Genomic DNA, 14,163 nt, shown 5'->3' on the forward strand with positions numbered 1-14,163 from the left:
TCATTTGTTTGCGACGGACAATAAAAGGACATAAAAAATTTAGCAAAATGACATTCAAATTTAGAATTTCGATTTAAAAATGGATCTGTATTTAATTGAAATTAATTCTTCTTTGTCTAATTGTAGAAATATCCAGAAAATGATTTTAGACCGGTTAGTATTTAATTCTGTTGGCCGTGGTTAACCGATTAAAGTTGACAATTAATTATTCGGCCTATATAGTTAGTTGCATAAGTAGTTAACCAGCTTACCAGTTAATTAAAAGCGAGGTGTGACCGTGGAATTTCATTTTACTAATGAAGAACCAATTTACCGGCAAATTGCTGAACAACTTGAGGCTGCTATTTTTACCGGCGCCTTTGCCGAAGGAAGTCAAGTTCCTTCAACAACAGAAATTTCAAAGCAATTTAACGTCAATCCGGCAACTATTTTGAAGGGAATGAATCAATTGGTTGAGAAGGGACTGTTAGAAAAAAGACGGGGGCTGGGAATGTTTGTTACTGCTGGTGCGCATCAACAGCTGCAACAGCAGCGAAGAACCCATTTTTTGCAGCGCGATGTTCACCAGTTTATTACGGCCGCAAAGGCGCTGAATATTACGGCCGAGGAATTAGAGCAAATGATAATGGAGGGATATTCGGATGAGCACACTCAAAGTTGAGCAAATCAGTAAAAGCTTTCACCACCACCAGATTTTAAATCAAGTGTCCTTTGAATTAGGGGCATCTGGTATTTATGGTCTATTGGGACGCAACGGCATGGGTAAAAGTACACTTTTTAAGATTATGACTAATCAAATCTTCGCTGATGCAGGTCAAGTTAAATTTGCAAATATGGATATCCGAAAGCAGCCGGAATTAGCGGCTAGACTATTTTTAATGAGTGAGACTGATTTATACCCTAATTCAATGCGTGTGCAGCAAGCACTTGACTGGACCAACAAGTTTTATGATCATTTTGATCAAGTTTTTGCGACTAAGCTATTAGATCAATTTGGACTTGCACCACACCAGCGAATTGGTCAACTTTCAACTGGTTATCGAACGATTTTTAAATTAATTGTGGCGCTTTGCGTGCCGGCCGATTTTATTTTTTTAGATGAACCTGTTTTAGGTCTGGACGCTAATTACCGTGATTTATTCTATCAGGCACTGATCGAAAGCTATACGCAGCGCCCCCGTACCTTTGTGATTGCCACGCACTTAATTGGTGAGATTGAACATTTAATCGACCACGTTTTTATTTTGGTGCATGGCGAATTGCTCGTTAATCAATCAACTGAATCATTGTTAGAACAAAGTCACGCAGTTAGTGGACCGGCAAAAGTAGTTGATGATTACACAGAAAATGTGCGTGTAATTGGCAGCGATAGATTAGGTGGGCTTAAAGTTGTCTATGTTTTAGGTGACCTAGATGAAACCAAAATTTTGCCAGATGTCGTTAAATTAGAAAAAGTTGCCTTACAGGAATTATTTATTCATCTAACAACAACGGAGGTAGCGGTCAATGACAACTAGAACGCGCGCGGGAATACGGTATTATTTAAATTATTGTATGAAAGTAATCGCTGTGACTTGCTTGATTTTACTGGCTTTATTTAGTGGGATTGCTTATTTTACTCATGGTTGGAAAGCTAGTGGCATTTTTGGAACGTTGCAGATTGTTGTTCTAATTCTAGGCTGTCAAGCAGTTGGCGGTCCATATCGGTTCTTATTACAAAATGGTTATTCCCGTCAACAAATTGTTAGGCTGTTAATTTTAGGCTTTGTTATTGATGCCGCATTTGTTATGAGCTTAATGACTATTGAATTGATTTTCGATCATTTTATGGCCATTACACCGGCAACAAATTTAGCCCTATACAAAGGTTATTTTCAGCATTCATTAGTTTTTCAAATAACCATCGTTCTGGGTTACTTTGTTGAAACATTACTTTATAGTAGTATTGGTTTCCTTTTTGCCAGTCTATGGGTCCGTCTAAGTAGTTTGGGCAAGTGGCTGTTGGGAATTATTATTGTTGCATTGATAATTGTATTTAATACGTTGGGTGCGACGCTACAGCCTATATTTGCAAAGATTATGCAAATTTTATTAGGACTATCAACTACTGGCGCAAATCCATGGCCTTTATTTGCTACCTCGATATTGCTAACCTATCTCTGTTATCTAGGAGCACGTCAATTATTATTGGGACTTCAATTACGTCGCTAAAGTTTGAAAAGTATTAACTAAGTGAATAACCAGTGGAAAGCATGTGGACCTAATTTCTGATGAAGTTAGGTCTTCTTCAAATTTAAACGGTCGGGAGTGGAATAAAAGTCGGTTTTAACGCACGTTTTAGCGTAATGTCGGAAACAATAAGAGGCTAGAACTAGTAATACAACTTTCATAGTTCTTAAGTCTGTTGTATAAACTTTTTAGCCAGTGCAGAATTTACGGTGGGCCAAGGTGTTCAGGGTATTCTTATTAACGCACTTTTTATTTAAATAATTGTTCTCAATCGGCAAATTTTGCTATAGAATATTTACCAATAGCAGTTTCAGAATATGACCTAGCGTGATTGACCTATTTTAGGTGATCATTAAGAAGTGGCTAGGTAAATTAGAAAGAAAGTGGTACAAAAGTCGGTTTTGGATTAGGCACGTGAACCCAGATTTTTGGCGCACGTTCTAGAGTAAGTTCGGAAACAATAAGAGGCTAGGACGTCTGTTCCGGCTTCATTTAAGGAAGTGTTTTTATTGCACTGGCAATTACCGACCGGGTCGCAGCCAGCCTATCTTCGGCTGATTAATTTTATTCGTCATAGTTTAGAAATTGGTGCTTTATTACCGGGCCAACAGTTACCACCAGAACGTCAATTGGCCGCAACCTTGGCGGTAAGTCGCTCAACGGTGCGGCGTACTTTTGACGAACTCGTTAGTCAAGGAATTCTTGTTCGTAAAGTTGGCAGTGGTACTTGGGTCAATACTGAAAAGTGGGGTGTGTTACCTAACAGTATTAATTGGCAATCCTATTTAACGGCCGATCGGTTGGCTGATCCAACACAGTACATGGCACAATTACAGGTTTTACTCGATCAAAAAAAGGGACTTAATTTGGCACAAGCAACTTTGCCAGCGGCACTACTCGCTAAAAGCCCTTTACCAGCAATGACTTGGCAAACGGTATTGACCCAAGAAGCCCACTTAGCAATTAGTGGTGCGCCTAAGTTGAAAAAGCAATTGCAGTCGTTTTTAGGCCAACATTTGCGGCAAAACGTGGTTACTAGTCAAATTTTGATTACTTCAGGGGCTCAGCAGGCATTCTTTTTGATTACCCAAGGCTTACTGGCTGCTGGGGATGCCATCGCAGTTGAACAACCTTCTTATTTTTATCAATTAGGTTTATTTCAGGCCGCTGGAATTCGTATTTTTGGGGTACCACTGCGCTCTGACGGTAGTTTGGATTTAGCGGTACTCCGCCAATTATATTATCAACATCATGTTCGATTTATTTTTGTTAACCCAATCGGCCAAAATCCGACTGGCTGCACAATGCCGTTGAGTGCACGGCAGGCGTTAATTCAACTATGCGCCGAATTAAAATTACCGATCGTTGAAGATGATCCCCTGGCACTTTTACAACGGGCCGCGAATGTCTTAGTTCCACCATTAAAGGCACTTGATCCAGAAAACGTTCTTTACGTGGGAACTTTATCCACTTTAACCGGGCCGAACACGCGAATTGGTTGGCTGGTAGCACCTAGCCAAATCGTTCAGCGCTTGGCCGACATCCGCCAGCAATTAGATTCTGGGCTCAGTATTTTCCCGCAATTAGTGGCGACTGGCTTATTGGCTGATCCAGATTTGACCGTTTACCTGCAACAATTGCAACAGCAGTTAAAGCAAAAAAAAGAGCAATTACAACGATTGTTATTACCACTGCAACAACAGCATAAAATTAGTTTTCAATTGCCGCAAATTGGCTATAACTTGTGGCTTAAATTACACATAGGCCGTCAATTAACGCCATCCGATTACACCGTTTTTCTGAAAAATGGTTTGTTGGTTTTACCCGGCTTTTTATTTGGGTTACAAGAAAACACCATTCGGGTAAGTTTTGCGCAGTTAACCCCTGAGCAGGCAGTAGTACTAGTTCAGCGATTGACAAAGTGCTTGACACTCTTAGCAGATGATTAGGTTAGACCAAAAGAACACCGCAAATCATGACTGCTTGTTACAGTGAAGTTTATCTTCTAGTTAATAAATTGGAAATTACCGGTGACTAATCTTTTTTAAAGGTAACTTTATTTTTGTGATAGTAGTTAAACTGTAAGCCTTTTTCTTTTCTCTGTGTAATTTTTTACGTAGACTTAAGGGGAAAGGGGGAGAGTGCGATGGCACGTTACCTTTTAATTATTGATCAAGGCACAACTAGAACCCGGGCTTCTGTTATGGATCAGGCCGGGACACTTATTGGTGCGACTGAAGTAGCAGTAGCAACGGCGACACCACAAGTAGGTTGGTTTGAACAGGATGCGCTAGAAATTTGGCGCAGTGTTCAACGGGCCATGACGGATGTTTTACTGAATACTAGTGTGAGTCCTGCCGAATTAGCTAGTATTGGAATTACTAATCAACGGGAAACAACGATTGTTTGGGATCGAAAAACTGGCCAGCCAATTCACGCCGCAATTAGTTGGCGTTCCAATCAATCGGCGGCAATTGCGGCCCGAATAACAACAAAAACTGAGCAGACGTTAGTTCAACGTAAAACAGGGCTACCTGTGAACGCCTATTTTTCAGCAAGCAAAATTCGTTGGCTCTTGGAACAAGTCCCAGGAGCGCTAGTGAAGGCTCAGGCTGGTGAACTATTATTTGGGACAGTTGATTCCTGGCTAATCTGGCAGCTAACTCAGGGGGCAGCGCACGTGACGGACGTGACCAACGCTAGTCGGACGTTATTATTTGATATTCACCAGCTAAAATGGGATGCAGAATTGTTACAGTTATTTGCGTTGCCATCAGCTATTCTACCAACCGTTTATCCGTCAACTAATACAACACTGCAAACCGCCGCGGCGGTCACATTTGGACGACAAATTCCGATTACGGCAATTATTGGTGACCAACAGGCATCTTTAGTTGGTCAAGATTGTTTGACTAAAGGAAAAGTAAAAACAACTTACGGAACAGGTACATTTTTAATGTTTAATACTGGAACAAAAGCGCTGGCAACGACGCAAACGGAGTTATTAACGACATTGGCGTACCAAACTGCCGGTCAAGTACCAACTTACGCCTTAGAAGGAACCATTTTAACGGCAGGGGCAACAATTAAATGGTTGCAGGAGACACTGGCCTTTTTCGCTACTGCCGCCGAGTCAGAATATTTAGCTACTAAAAGTTTAGCCGCAACTGACTTGTACATTGTACCTGCGATTGCCGATATGGGCACCGCCAATGTGGCCAAAGGTGCCGTATTCGGGTTAACGCAAACTACGAATCGTTCTCAGTTAACACGGGCAACCTGGGAAACGATGGCCTACCAAACCAGTGATTTGTTAGCGGCAATTCAAAAAATTACTGGCGTAAAGGCACTTGAATTGCACATGGATGGTCCGGCCGCGCGCAACCGTTACCTGCAACAATTCCAAGCCGATATTTTAGGCATTCCAGTTTTGCCGGCTAATGATTATCAAGATAGTGCTGCGTTGGGGGCCGGCTTTCTGGCCGGGATGGCAACCGGGTACTTTAAGAATTTTGATCATTTAGAACAATTGGCCAAACAAATTAAACCGATCAAACTCCAGCTTTCCACAAAGATCCGCCAAGAAAAATTAATCGGTTGGCAGCAGGCCGTTGCGGCAGCACGTAAATTTAAACCAAGAAAACGTTGATTTTAGATACCAGTTGAAAAGGTTTCTCATTTAGCATTGTATCCGCTTTGTTTTTTAAGTATAATGTAGAAAAACAAAGGGGTGAATTTCTTGAGTGAGGAAAAGAAGGTAGCAGCAGAAGATATTGATGACGTTAAAGACCAAATCCTAACGGCGCTTGAATCTGTGATTGATCCAGAACTTGGGATTGATATTGTCAATTTGGGCCTAATTTATGGGGTAGATCTTAATGAAGAAGGTTTATGCCACATTAAGATGACCCTGACAATTATGGGTTGCCCACTGTCTGATTTGTTAAATGATGAAATTACCCAAGCTTTAAATGAGGTTCCCGAGGTCAAGGATGTTGATATTGAACTTGTTTGGTACCCAGCGTGGAGTGTTGATAAAATGAGTCGTTATGCGCGTATTGCGTTGGGGATTCGTTAATAGATAGTAAGTGTGGACCAAAAGGTAATTGTTTTTTGAGTAGCTAGTTGCGGTTGATTGAAAATAAATCAATTGACAGCTAACTTTCTTAAAAGCGGCCTTTTGGCTCACGCTTTTTATTTGGAGGTTATTTTTAATGGCACTGCCGACAACAGAGTATGTTGCGAGCTTACACAAATTTCGCCAACTATTTGCGGACTATCCCGGCGTCAGTCAGCAACTTGACGGCATTTTAAGAAACATTTGGTTATTAAGGCATGATCGCCTGCCACATGAGTTGACTTATTTAGGGATTCCAGAAGGTTTCTTTATCCAAGTCTATCCAGAGTTTATTCAAAAAAGACGGTGGACCTTGTCTGCGTTAAGCCAACAAATTACTGAACTTGATCAACTTTTTGGTGCTTACCGGGACTACCTTGAAGTCCATTTTGGTATGTGGTCTCATACAAGCCAGGAATTTGTTGCTGATTTGGCGCGCTTACCAGGTCGACGGTACTTAGAGGTCATGGCGGGTAACGGCTATATTAGTGCAGGTTTACGTCACTTAGGCCAGACAGTTTTTGCAACGGACACATTGGGTTGGGTTCATGAAAATGAAACGGGCCGCCATTTAGTGACAGAAGTTGAAGCATTGGATGCTTGTGCGGCCTATAAAAAATACGTTTCGCAAATTGATTACGTCATTATGAGCTGGAGTCCTGATGGTGTTCCAATTGATTGGCAATTATTACAATTAATGCGGCAAACTAAACCACAGTTACCGCTACTTTGTATTGGTGAAAAAAATGGCTGTACGAATAGTCCTATTTTTTGGCAAACGGCTAATTTCAAGACTGATGCTCTCGTAAGTAAATTGAACCGCCATTTACCGCAACTGGATCTTGTTAAAGAAGCGCTGTTTTGGGTCCAGTAAATGAAAAATTAAAGTAAAATATGTAAAAATTTCTTTTTAATTAATTTACCGCAAGATTTTTTGACAACCTAATGGGCACCGTTTATGCTTAATTAAGCGTAAATAAAGTAAGGATAGGTCTAACTAATATGTTTAAACGAAAATCAATGCTTGCCGTGTTGACGGCAATTCTAGCGTTTGCTGGTGTCTTTTTTTTCAGTCAAATGAATCGTGCCGATTATCAGGATATTTTGGACCGGGGCGGGTTATCAACTAATGCTTATGTTTTTAAGTCACCGAAGCAATCTTCAATTGTGGCGTTAAACCAAACGTTTGCGGCCCAGCATGACCTAGAGAATTATCAGGTCCAGTACCAGCTGCCACATAGCAATACAGTTTACCTCTACGGTGCTGGTAATTTTAAAACCTTACCGCTGATTTCAGGTCGCTTTTTCAACGATAGTGATTTTAAATCGCAAATTCCAGTTGCCGTTGTTGGTAAAAAGGTGGCAAAAAAGTTATATTCACCAACCGAACAAAGTTATTTAAAATACGGTAACCGGTACATTTCGGTGATCGGGGTTGTTGGTAATCGAAGCAGCAGCCACTTGGACAACCGAATTTTTATCTCAACTTCAACCAAGCAAAGTTTAACGGCGGCCAAAGTTAATAAATTTCGAATTGTTATTGATGGGAAGCCCTATCTAAAAAAGCGGACAACTTTTCAATCCATCTTTGCGGCCAAAACACCGATTCATTTAGTGCCACGTAGAACACCAATTGTTGGGACCTCTTGGCTTGCTCGTTACTGGGGTTATGGCTTAGCGATTGTCCTGGTCTTTATCTTATTGGTTGGTGTTGCGGAGCTTGGCGTCATTGTTTCCCGGCCTGCATTAGTGACTAATGTACTCCAGGCGACAACTCGTTGGCAGATTTTTGGCCGTGAATGGCGTCAGTTTGCGGTTAGTAGTTTAGGTGGGCTATTAGTCGGCGGTATTCTCGGAATGTGGCGCTTATACATTTCACAGTACACTGCCTTGTGGTGGCTATTATTGGCCTTCTATCTTGTAACACAAATTTATTATGGTGGCCGGCTATATTATTATTTACGGCAACAAATTAAAAGTGGAAAGGACTAGAACGAGTGCTTTTACCAGAAGGTTTTACGCAGAAATATCAACGATTATTAGGTGATGAAGCAGCCGTTTTTTTGGCCAGCTTTGATAAATCAGGCTACAAGGGTTTTCGTTTGAATCCTTTAAAACCCCGACCTAAGCAAGTTAATTTAGATCTAACGCAGCCGATTAATTACACCCAGTGGGGCTATTTTGGTAGTGTCAATGGGCGCACTGTTGATCACCAGGCAGGCTACGTCTACAGTCAAGAACCAAGTGCCATGTATGTGGGCGAGGTTGCTGCACCTAAGCCTGGTGAACGTGTATTAGACTTATGTGCGGCACCTGGTGGCAAGACAACTCACTTAGCTGGTTTTATGCAACAAACTGGATTATTAGTGAGTAACGAAATTATGCCCAAACGTGCGCGAATTCTTGCAGAAAATGTGGAACGTTTTGGCTGCCGTAACGTTGTAATTACAAACGAAACGCCTGATCACCTCGCTAAGCATTTTCCAGATTACTTTGATCGTATTTTAGTGGATGCACCTTGCTCAGGGGAAGGAATGTTTCGCAAGGATCACAGTGCTACCCAGTACTGGACCCCTGCGTATCCGGCCGAGTGTGCTAAGCGGCAACGGGAAATTCTAACTGAGGCCGTTAAGATGTTGAAACCCGGTGGCCAATTAATTTATTCTACATGTACCTTTAGTCCAGAAGAAGACGAGCAAATGATGGCGTGGTTAGTGGCGACTTATCCAGAATTTAGCCTAGTGCCAGTTGAGCGTGCTGCCGGAATGGTGGCGGGGCGGCCTGATTGGGCGGATGGTAATCCGACTTTAAAGAATACGGTTCGCCTATTTCCACATCTTTTAGCCGGGGAAGGTCATTTTATCGCTAAATTACAAAAGGCCGGGCAGCCAGAAGTAATTGACGTTAAACGACCACGCAAAAAGAAACGGGCCAAATCAACCAATCAGTTGAGTAAAGAACAGCTAGCTGTTTGGCAGGCATTTGCCCAAGAAAATCTAAATGGGATTACTTTTAAGCAGTTAATTGTTTTTGGTGAGCAACTCTATGCGCTACCGCAAGCTTTAAAGTTAGATCGCTTAAACATTGTTCGTCCAGGGCTACATCTCGGAACCTTCAAAGCCCACCGTTTTGAGCCAGCCTACGCCTTGGCCTTAGCTTTAGTTCCAGAACAATTTAAACGGCGGCTGACGTTAACTACGGCCGATTACCAGCGTTACGTTCACGGAGATACTTTTCCTAGTGAATTAGCTGGGAAGACGTGGCTACTTTTACTGTACGAGGGTAAAACAGTTGGTTTTGGCAAACTTGTCAATCAAACAGTGAAGAATTTTTTTCCTAAGGGATTACGCTTTGTTGCTGATTAATTTTGAAACGGTTAGTACGTGGCTTAAAAGATAGATCCGTTATTAATTAGCGGATCTATCTTTTAAGCCACGTTCCTATTTTTAATTACTTTACCTCAAGCTGGCGCTGTACGATGTAACTTTGTAATTTAGTTCCATAAATAATGGGTTTTTGGCGTAATTCTGTTAGATCATGCGCGCCAAGCATAGCCATGATGGCAGTTAATTGTTCCTTCCAATCTAATAATATTTCGGTAGTGGTCTTGGGACCGTTTTTTTGTAACAGGTGCAAAATGGTACCAGATAGGCCCACTGCCTGTGCACCTAGGCGCAAGGCCTTGATAATGTCTAATGGATTACGGACGCCACCAGAAGCCAGAATTGTTAACTTGTTTTGATAGAATTGACTTTCTAAAAGTGATTCAACGGTTGATTGGCCCCAGCCGCGTAAGTAAGCCATATTACGTGCTTTACGGCGTTCATTTTCAATGGCAATAAAATCAGTGCCACCGGCGCCAGCAACATCAATGTATTGAACGCCAACCTCTAATAATTGTTTGAAAGTTTTTTGGGCCATCCCAAAACCGACTTCCTTAATAATCACTGGAACATCTAACGCTGCGACAATTGCTTGAATTTGTTTTAACCAGTGAAAGTCGCGGTCACCTTCAGGCATAACAACTTCTTGAGGGGTATTCAGGTGAATTTGTAGGGCATCGGCTTGCAACATTGTCACGGCCTGCTTAGCAGCGTCTACACTAGCCGTAGCGCCTAAATTGGCGAAGATTAGGCCAGTTGGGTTGGTTTCCCGTAAAATTTGAAAGGTGGCCATCAGTTCAGGATGGCGCAATGCGACACTTTGGGAGCCAGTTGCAATAGGGACACCAAGTGTGGCCGCAATTTGGGCTAATTGACGGTTTAGTTCACCAGTTCTAGGACTCCCACCAGTCATCGCGTTAATGTAAAAGGGAAGGGGTAAAGTGAAATTAGCTATTTTTGTGGTTAGTGAAACCTCGTCAAAAGCAATCTCGGGTAAACTTTGGTGAATGAAGCACAGTTGGTCAAAATCATTTGCCCGTTCTGATTGATAAAATTTTTCTGCTAAAAAAACGTGCTCGTCTTTACGGTGTGATTGTGAATTCGTCAAGGTGTTTTTCCTCCAAACGCAGAACTTGAATAAGACCTAAAAAGTAGGGGCTGGGACAAAAGTTAATTTTGCCGCAGTCCCTATGTGTATTTCTAAGTATTAATGAGAACGGGTAACAAAAAATAAACCAAAGGATTCTTGTTACGTTCTTGTCTCATTATATTATAAAGTCACGTTATGCACAGCCAAATTTAATCGTTCAATCCCATTATCAACCCAATTTTGGGCCAACTCTTCTGTTGCCAGGCTTTTATTAAGGATGGCAATGCCACAGTCACCGCCACCGGCACCGGAAGCTTTTGCTGCACCGCCGAGACCTTCAGCTAAATTACACATCTTTTGTAGAAGTGGCGTTTCAATCGAAACGTGGCTAAAGGAACTCAGGGTGTGTAATAATTCTCGATTTCTCCGAATTTGTTGCTGAATTAAAGTTAAGTCCTTAGTTTTAAAGCCAACAATCATTTGCTTGATGCACTGTTCGCTATTTTGAAGAAAACGTTGGTAATCCTGCCGCTTTTTTGCCTTTGCAATCGTGATTTTATCAACTAATTGCGAAGTTGAAGCAGGCGAACCAGTCCACCCAATCATTAATTTCAGATTATCTGGGGGTGTTAACAGATCGATATTTAGTTGGGGCCACGCCATGGCCAATAAATCGTGTAAGCTGGTTTCTCGGCGCATTGCTTCTAGCCAACCGCGATCAAAGGCCTGGTAGGCAATCCAGCCGCCGTAAACGCTAGCAGCAATATCGCCTAAAGAACCATTGCCCTGGACATCTAAGTGGGCAATGGCGGCCAATTTATAGAGCTTATCCTTAGTAATCGGTAACTCATAAAAATCCAGTAAGGCCTTAACCGTAGCGACCGTCACGGCAGCGGAACTACCCAAGCCGTATTTTTTGCCATCTTCAGAATCCAGTTCACTGTTGATGTGCAAATGATAAAGGGTTAGGTGCTTACCCATTTCTAAAGCGTACCTTTCGGTTAAATGGATGGCGGATAAAATATAGTGAAAAGGATTATCCCGGTTATCAAATACCATTTTGTCGCCCTGTCGCAACCAATAAATGGAATTTTCTTGGTACTGTTTTGAAACAATACTCCCGTAGTCCTCACTTTTTTCAATTGTAACCGTTACAAATTGATTTAGTGCAACAATAATCGCGGGTAAACCAGTCTCAACAACTGCGTATTCGCCCGCAATATAAAGTTTGCCAGGGGCCTGAGCCGTTATCAAACAATCATTTCCTTTCGCACCACTTGGGAGCTTTTTAATTTATGGGTGTCTTAAAAAGGTAATTAGAATTTGCTTTTTAAAGCACTGCTTAATTTAAAGATACTGAACGCCTGGACCAGGTTTGGCAACTAATAATTGCTGTTGGTCAAAAAAGTGACCTAACCGTTCTAGAATTGCGGGCGTTTCTTTTGCCGAACAAATAACCTTGATGTTTGGCCCCGCATCCATAGTATAATAACAAGAATATCCATCCTGACGCAAGTTTTGAATAACCTGCATTGCCGTCAGACTTTTTGGCTCAAAGTAAGTGAAGGGTGGGTTGGCGCTAAGGGTTGTCGCGTGCATCTTCATTGCGTTACTCTCAGCAATTTGACCAATTAAATTTATATCTTTTTTAAGAATTGCTTGCTTCATTCCTATTAAGTCGGCGTTAGCTGCTTTTACCCAAGCCGGGTAGTAGGGGGAAGTTGCAACGACTTCCGCCATCCCAGAACGGCTGGATACGCGCTTTTGCTGATTATTTAAAACAATCGCAATCATCTGGATATCGAAATCGACTTCTTCGCTAAAAGGAATAGCCAATGAGGTCTGATCGTCATGACCTTGTTGCCATTCAACGAAACCACCATAAATAGAGCGTGTGGCCGAACCAGAACCACGCCGGGCCAAGCGAGAAAGTGCCGGGCGTTCAAGCCGCAAACCAGCAGCACGGCTGGCAGCGGCGGCCAAGGCGGCAAAGCCGGAAGCCGAGGAGGCTAGACCGGCCGCAGTGGGAACGTGATTAGTTGAATCGACGTAAGCGAATTGCTGACAGTGAGCCTGTTGCCGAATAAGGTTGAGAAAATGGCTAATACGTTCAGCGGCAGGGCCAGTTAATTGCTGCTCGTCTAACTGAATTTGATCCTGCTGTAATTTAGGTAAAAACTGAACAGTAGTGTCAGTGTAAAACTGATCCAAAGTAAGCGATAAACTACTGTTTTGCGGAATAATTAATTTCTGGTCTAACTTGCCCCAGTATTTAATTAAAGCAATATTTGTGTGAGCTCGTGCAGTAACGGCCGTCATTAATTTTGCACCTCATTTGCAGCGTTGAGATGGGCCAGTGGCTGCAACCAAGTTTGGGTAGCACCAGCCGTTGTTAAAACGTCAATTAAATGTGTTGCTGTGGCCTTATCCGGGGCAAGGGCAATAATACAGCCACCACGGCCACCACCGGTTAATTTAGTTCCAAGACTACCATTATGTTGAGCCAAAAAAACGAGATGATCGATTGTATAGTTACTGACACCTAGTGTTTGTAAAATTATTTGGGCGTGAGACAAGCATGTTCCCAAAGTAGTTAATTGATTATTAGCCAGGGCATCCCGCGCAGTCACTGCAAGAGCACCCAATTGCTTCATAAAGACATCGGTTTCTTGGGGAAAGTCAGCAAGCCGATCACGAACAGTTGCGACCGCGGGACCAGTTTGTCCCTTCATACCACTATCGGCGATGACCAAATAACCTGAGGCATTAATCGGTAAATTGTGACTCTGTTCACCACGGACAAACCAAATTGGGGCGTGGGCACTAGTTGTTGCGGCGTCCATCCCGCTAGGATTACCGTGGGTAACGGTCTCTGCCACGTTAGCTAGCCTTAACAAAGTAGCTCGGTTAAGTGGTTGCTCAAAATAAGCGTAAAGGCTACGAATGATAGCAATTGCTGCTGCGGCCGAAGAACCCATGCCCCGTTCAGAGGGAATAGCACTCTTAATTGTTAATTTAAAGTTGGCGTTTGTTTGGTTAAGCTGTTGAAGAACAGTCAAAATTAATTTTTTGACACCTGCCAAATTCTTGTAAGCACGTTGCAATGGCCCTGTATAATAATTACTGTCAATATACTGACCAGATTGAATTGGTGTTGTGCTAGCGGTTAATTGGATTGATGTTAACGGAATTACAATTGCCGGTTGGCCGTAAACGGCCGAATGCTCACCAATTAAGATGATTTTTGCATTGCTAACACCAATACCTTCTGCTAAAGTCATATTGCCACTCTTTTCCGTAAAATTAGTTGTTGTATAAGACAACTTAACATAAACAGTTTAAAC

Annotated in this window: 13 protein-coding genes; 9 read left to right on the forward strand and 4 right to left on the reverse strand. The window is 42.2% G+C overall.

All coding sequences use genetic code 11. The features are described from left to right. Positions 1 to 277 precede the first annotated feature (277 nt). The 9 genes from EKM61_RS00940 to EKM61_RS00980 all read left to right on the forward strand — a co-directional run bounded on the left by EKM61_RS00940 (position 278) and on the right by EKM61_RS00980 (position 9,711). On the forward strand, positions 278 to 661 hold the full coding sequence (locus EKM61_RS00940; protein ID WP_068224333.1) for a GntR family transcriptional regulator: 384 nt from the start codon (positions 278 to 280) through the stop codon (positions 659 to 661). Beyond that, the gene (locus EKM61_RS00945) at positions 642 to 1,517 is read left to right on the forward strand and encodes an ATP-binding cassette domain-containing protein (RefSeq protein ID WP_068224330.1); all 876 of its coding nucleotides are present in this window, start codon (positions 642 to 644) and stop codon (positions 1,515 to 1,517) included. Before EKM61_RS00940 ends, EKM61_RS00945 begins: the two co-directional genes overlap by 20 nt. Then, complete coding sequence (locus tag EKM61_RS00950; protein ID WP_068224328.1) at positions 1,507 to 2,211, forward strand: hypothetical protein; 705 nt, start codon at positions 1,507 to 1,509, stop codon at positions 2,209 to 2,211. The genes EKM61_RS00945 and EKM61_RS00950 overlap by 11 nt, the downstream gene beginning before the upstream one ends. Before the next feature lie 527 nt (positions 2,212 to 2,738). Further along, positions 2,739 to 4,178 (forward strand): aminotransferase-like domain-containing protein, encoded by a 1,440-nt coding sequence (locus EKM61_RS00955; protein WP_068224325.1) that lies wholly within the window; start codon positions 2,739 to 2,741, stop codon positions 4,176 to 4,178. Positions 4,179 to 4,375: 197 nt separating this feature from the next. Continuing rightward, on the forward strand, positions 4,376 to 5,878 hold the full coding sequence (locus tag EKM61_RS00960; RefSeq protein WP_068376944.1) for an FGGY family carbohydrate kinase: 1,503 nt from the start codon (positions 4,376 to 4,378) through the stop codon (positions 5,876 to 5,878). A 90-nt stretch (positions 5,879 to 5,968) separates the two neighbouring features. Then, positions 5,969 to 6,307, forward strand: a complete 339-nt coding sequence (locus tag EKM61_RS00965; protein ID WP_068224319.1) for a metal-sulfur cluster assembly factor — start codon at positions 5,969 to 5,971, stop codon at positions 6,305 to 6,307. Between the two features lie 136 nt (positions 6,308 to 6,443). Continuing rightward, positions 6,444 to 7,220, forward strand: coding sequence for a class I SAM-dependent methyltransferase (locus EKM61_RS00970; RefSeq protein ID WP_068224316.1), 777 nt, complete (start codon positions 6,444 to 6,446; stop codon positions 7,218 to 7,220). A gap of 128 nt (positions 7,221 to 7,348) precedes the next feature. Next, entirely contained in the window at positions 7,349 to 8,338 is a 990-nt protein-coding gene (locus EKM61_RS00975; RefSeq protein WP_125636139.1) for an ABC transporter permease, read from the forward strand. Between the two features lie 5 nt (positions 8,339 to 8,343). Then, positions 8,344 to 9,711 carry an RsmB/NOP family class I SAM-dependent RNA methyltransferase gene (locus EKM61_RS00980; RefSeq protein ID WP_068376950.1) on the forward strand — a complete coding sequence of 456 codons (1,368 nt, stop codon included), beginning with the start codon at positions 8,344 to 8,346 and terminating at the stop codon, positions 9,709 to 9,711. Between the two features lie 85 nt (positions 9,712 to 9,796). Here the strand turns inward: EKM61_RS00980 and fni are convergent, their stop codons facing one another. The 4 genes from fni to mvk form a co-directional block, all read right to left on the reverse strand. Further along, the gene (gene fni / locus EKM61_RS00985; RefSeq protein ID WP_068224310.1) at positions 9,797 to 10,837 is read right to left on the reverse strand and encodes a type 2 isopentenyl-diphosphate Delta-isomerase; all 1,041 of its coding nucleotides are present in this window, start codon (positions 10,835 to 10,837) and stop codon (positions 9,797 to 9,799) included. Positions 10,838 to 10,999: 162 nt separating this feature from the next. Further along, a complete protein-coding gene (locus EKM61_RS00990; protein ID WP_068224307.1) occupies positions 11,000 to 12,073 on the reverse strand; it encodes a phosphomevalonate kinase in 1,074 nt (357 codons plus the stop codon). A gap of 93 nt (positions 12,074 to 12,166) precedes the next feature. Next, positions 12,167 to 13,138, reverse strand: coding sequence for a diphosphomevalonate decarboxylase (gene mvaD / locus EKM61_RS00995; protein ID WP_068224305.1), 972 nt, complete (start codon positions 13,136 to 13,138; stop codon positions 12,167 to 12,169). Beyond that, the gene (mvk, locus tag EKM61_RS01000) at positions 13,138 to 14,100 is read right to left on the reverse strand and encodes a mevalonate kinase (RefSeq protein ID WP_068224302.1); all 963 of its coding nucleotides are present in this window, start codon (positions 14,098 to 14,100) and stop codon (positions 13,138 to 13,140) included. Before mvk ends, mvaD begins: the two co-directional genes overlap by 1 nt. Positions 14,101 to 14,163: the final 63 nt, after the last annotated feature.

It is taken from the genome of Loigolactobacillus backii, assembly GCF_003946275.1.
Taxonomy (GTDB): Bacteria; Bacillota; Bacilli; order Lactobacillales; family Lactobacillaceae; genus Loigolactobacillus; species Loigolactobacillus backii.

Excerpts from the sequence above, each read along its gene's own strand:
- EKM61_RS00975 (WP_125636139.1), top strand. The coding sequence starts at position 7,349 with ATGTTTAAACGAAAATCAATGCTTGCCGTGTTGACGGCAATTCTAGCG.
- EKM61_RS00970 (WP_068224316.1), top strand. The coding sequence starts at position 6,444 with ATGGCACTGCCGACAACAGAGTATGTTGCGAGCTTACACAAATTTCGC.
- mvk (WP_068224302.1), bottom strand. The coding sequence starts at position 14,100 with ATGACTTTAGCAGAAGGTATTGGTGTTAGCAATGCAAAAATCATCTTA.
- EKM61_RS00950 (WP_068224328.1), top strand. The coding sequence starts at position 1,507 with ATGACAACTAGAACGCGCGCGGGAATACGGTATTATTTAAATTATTGT.
- EKM61_RS00945 (WP_068224330.1), top strand. The coding sequence starts at position 642 with ATGAGCACACTCAAAGTTGAGCAAATCAGTAAAAGCTTTCACCACCAC.
- mvaD (WP_068224305.1), bottom strand. The coding sequence starts at position 13,138 with ATGACGGCCGTTACTGCACGAGCTCACACAAATATTGCTTTAATTAAA.
- EKM61_RS00960 (WP_068376944.1), top strand. The coding sequence starts at position 4,376 with ATGGCACGTTACCTTTTAATTATTGATCAAGGCACAACTAGAACCCGG.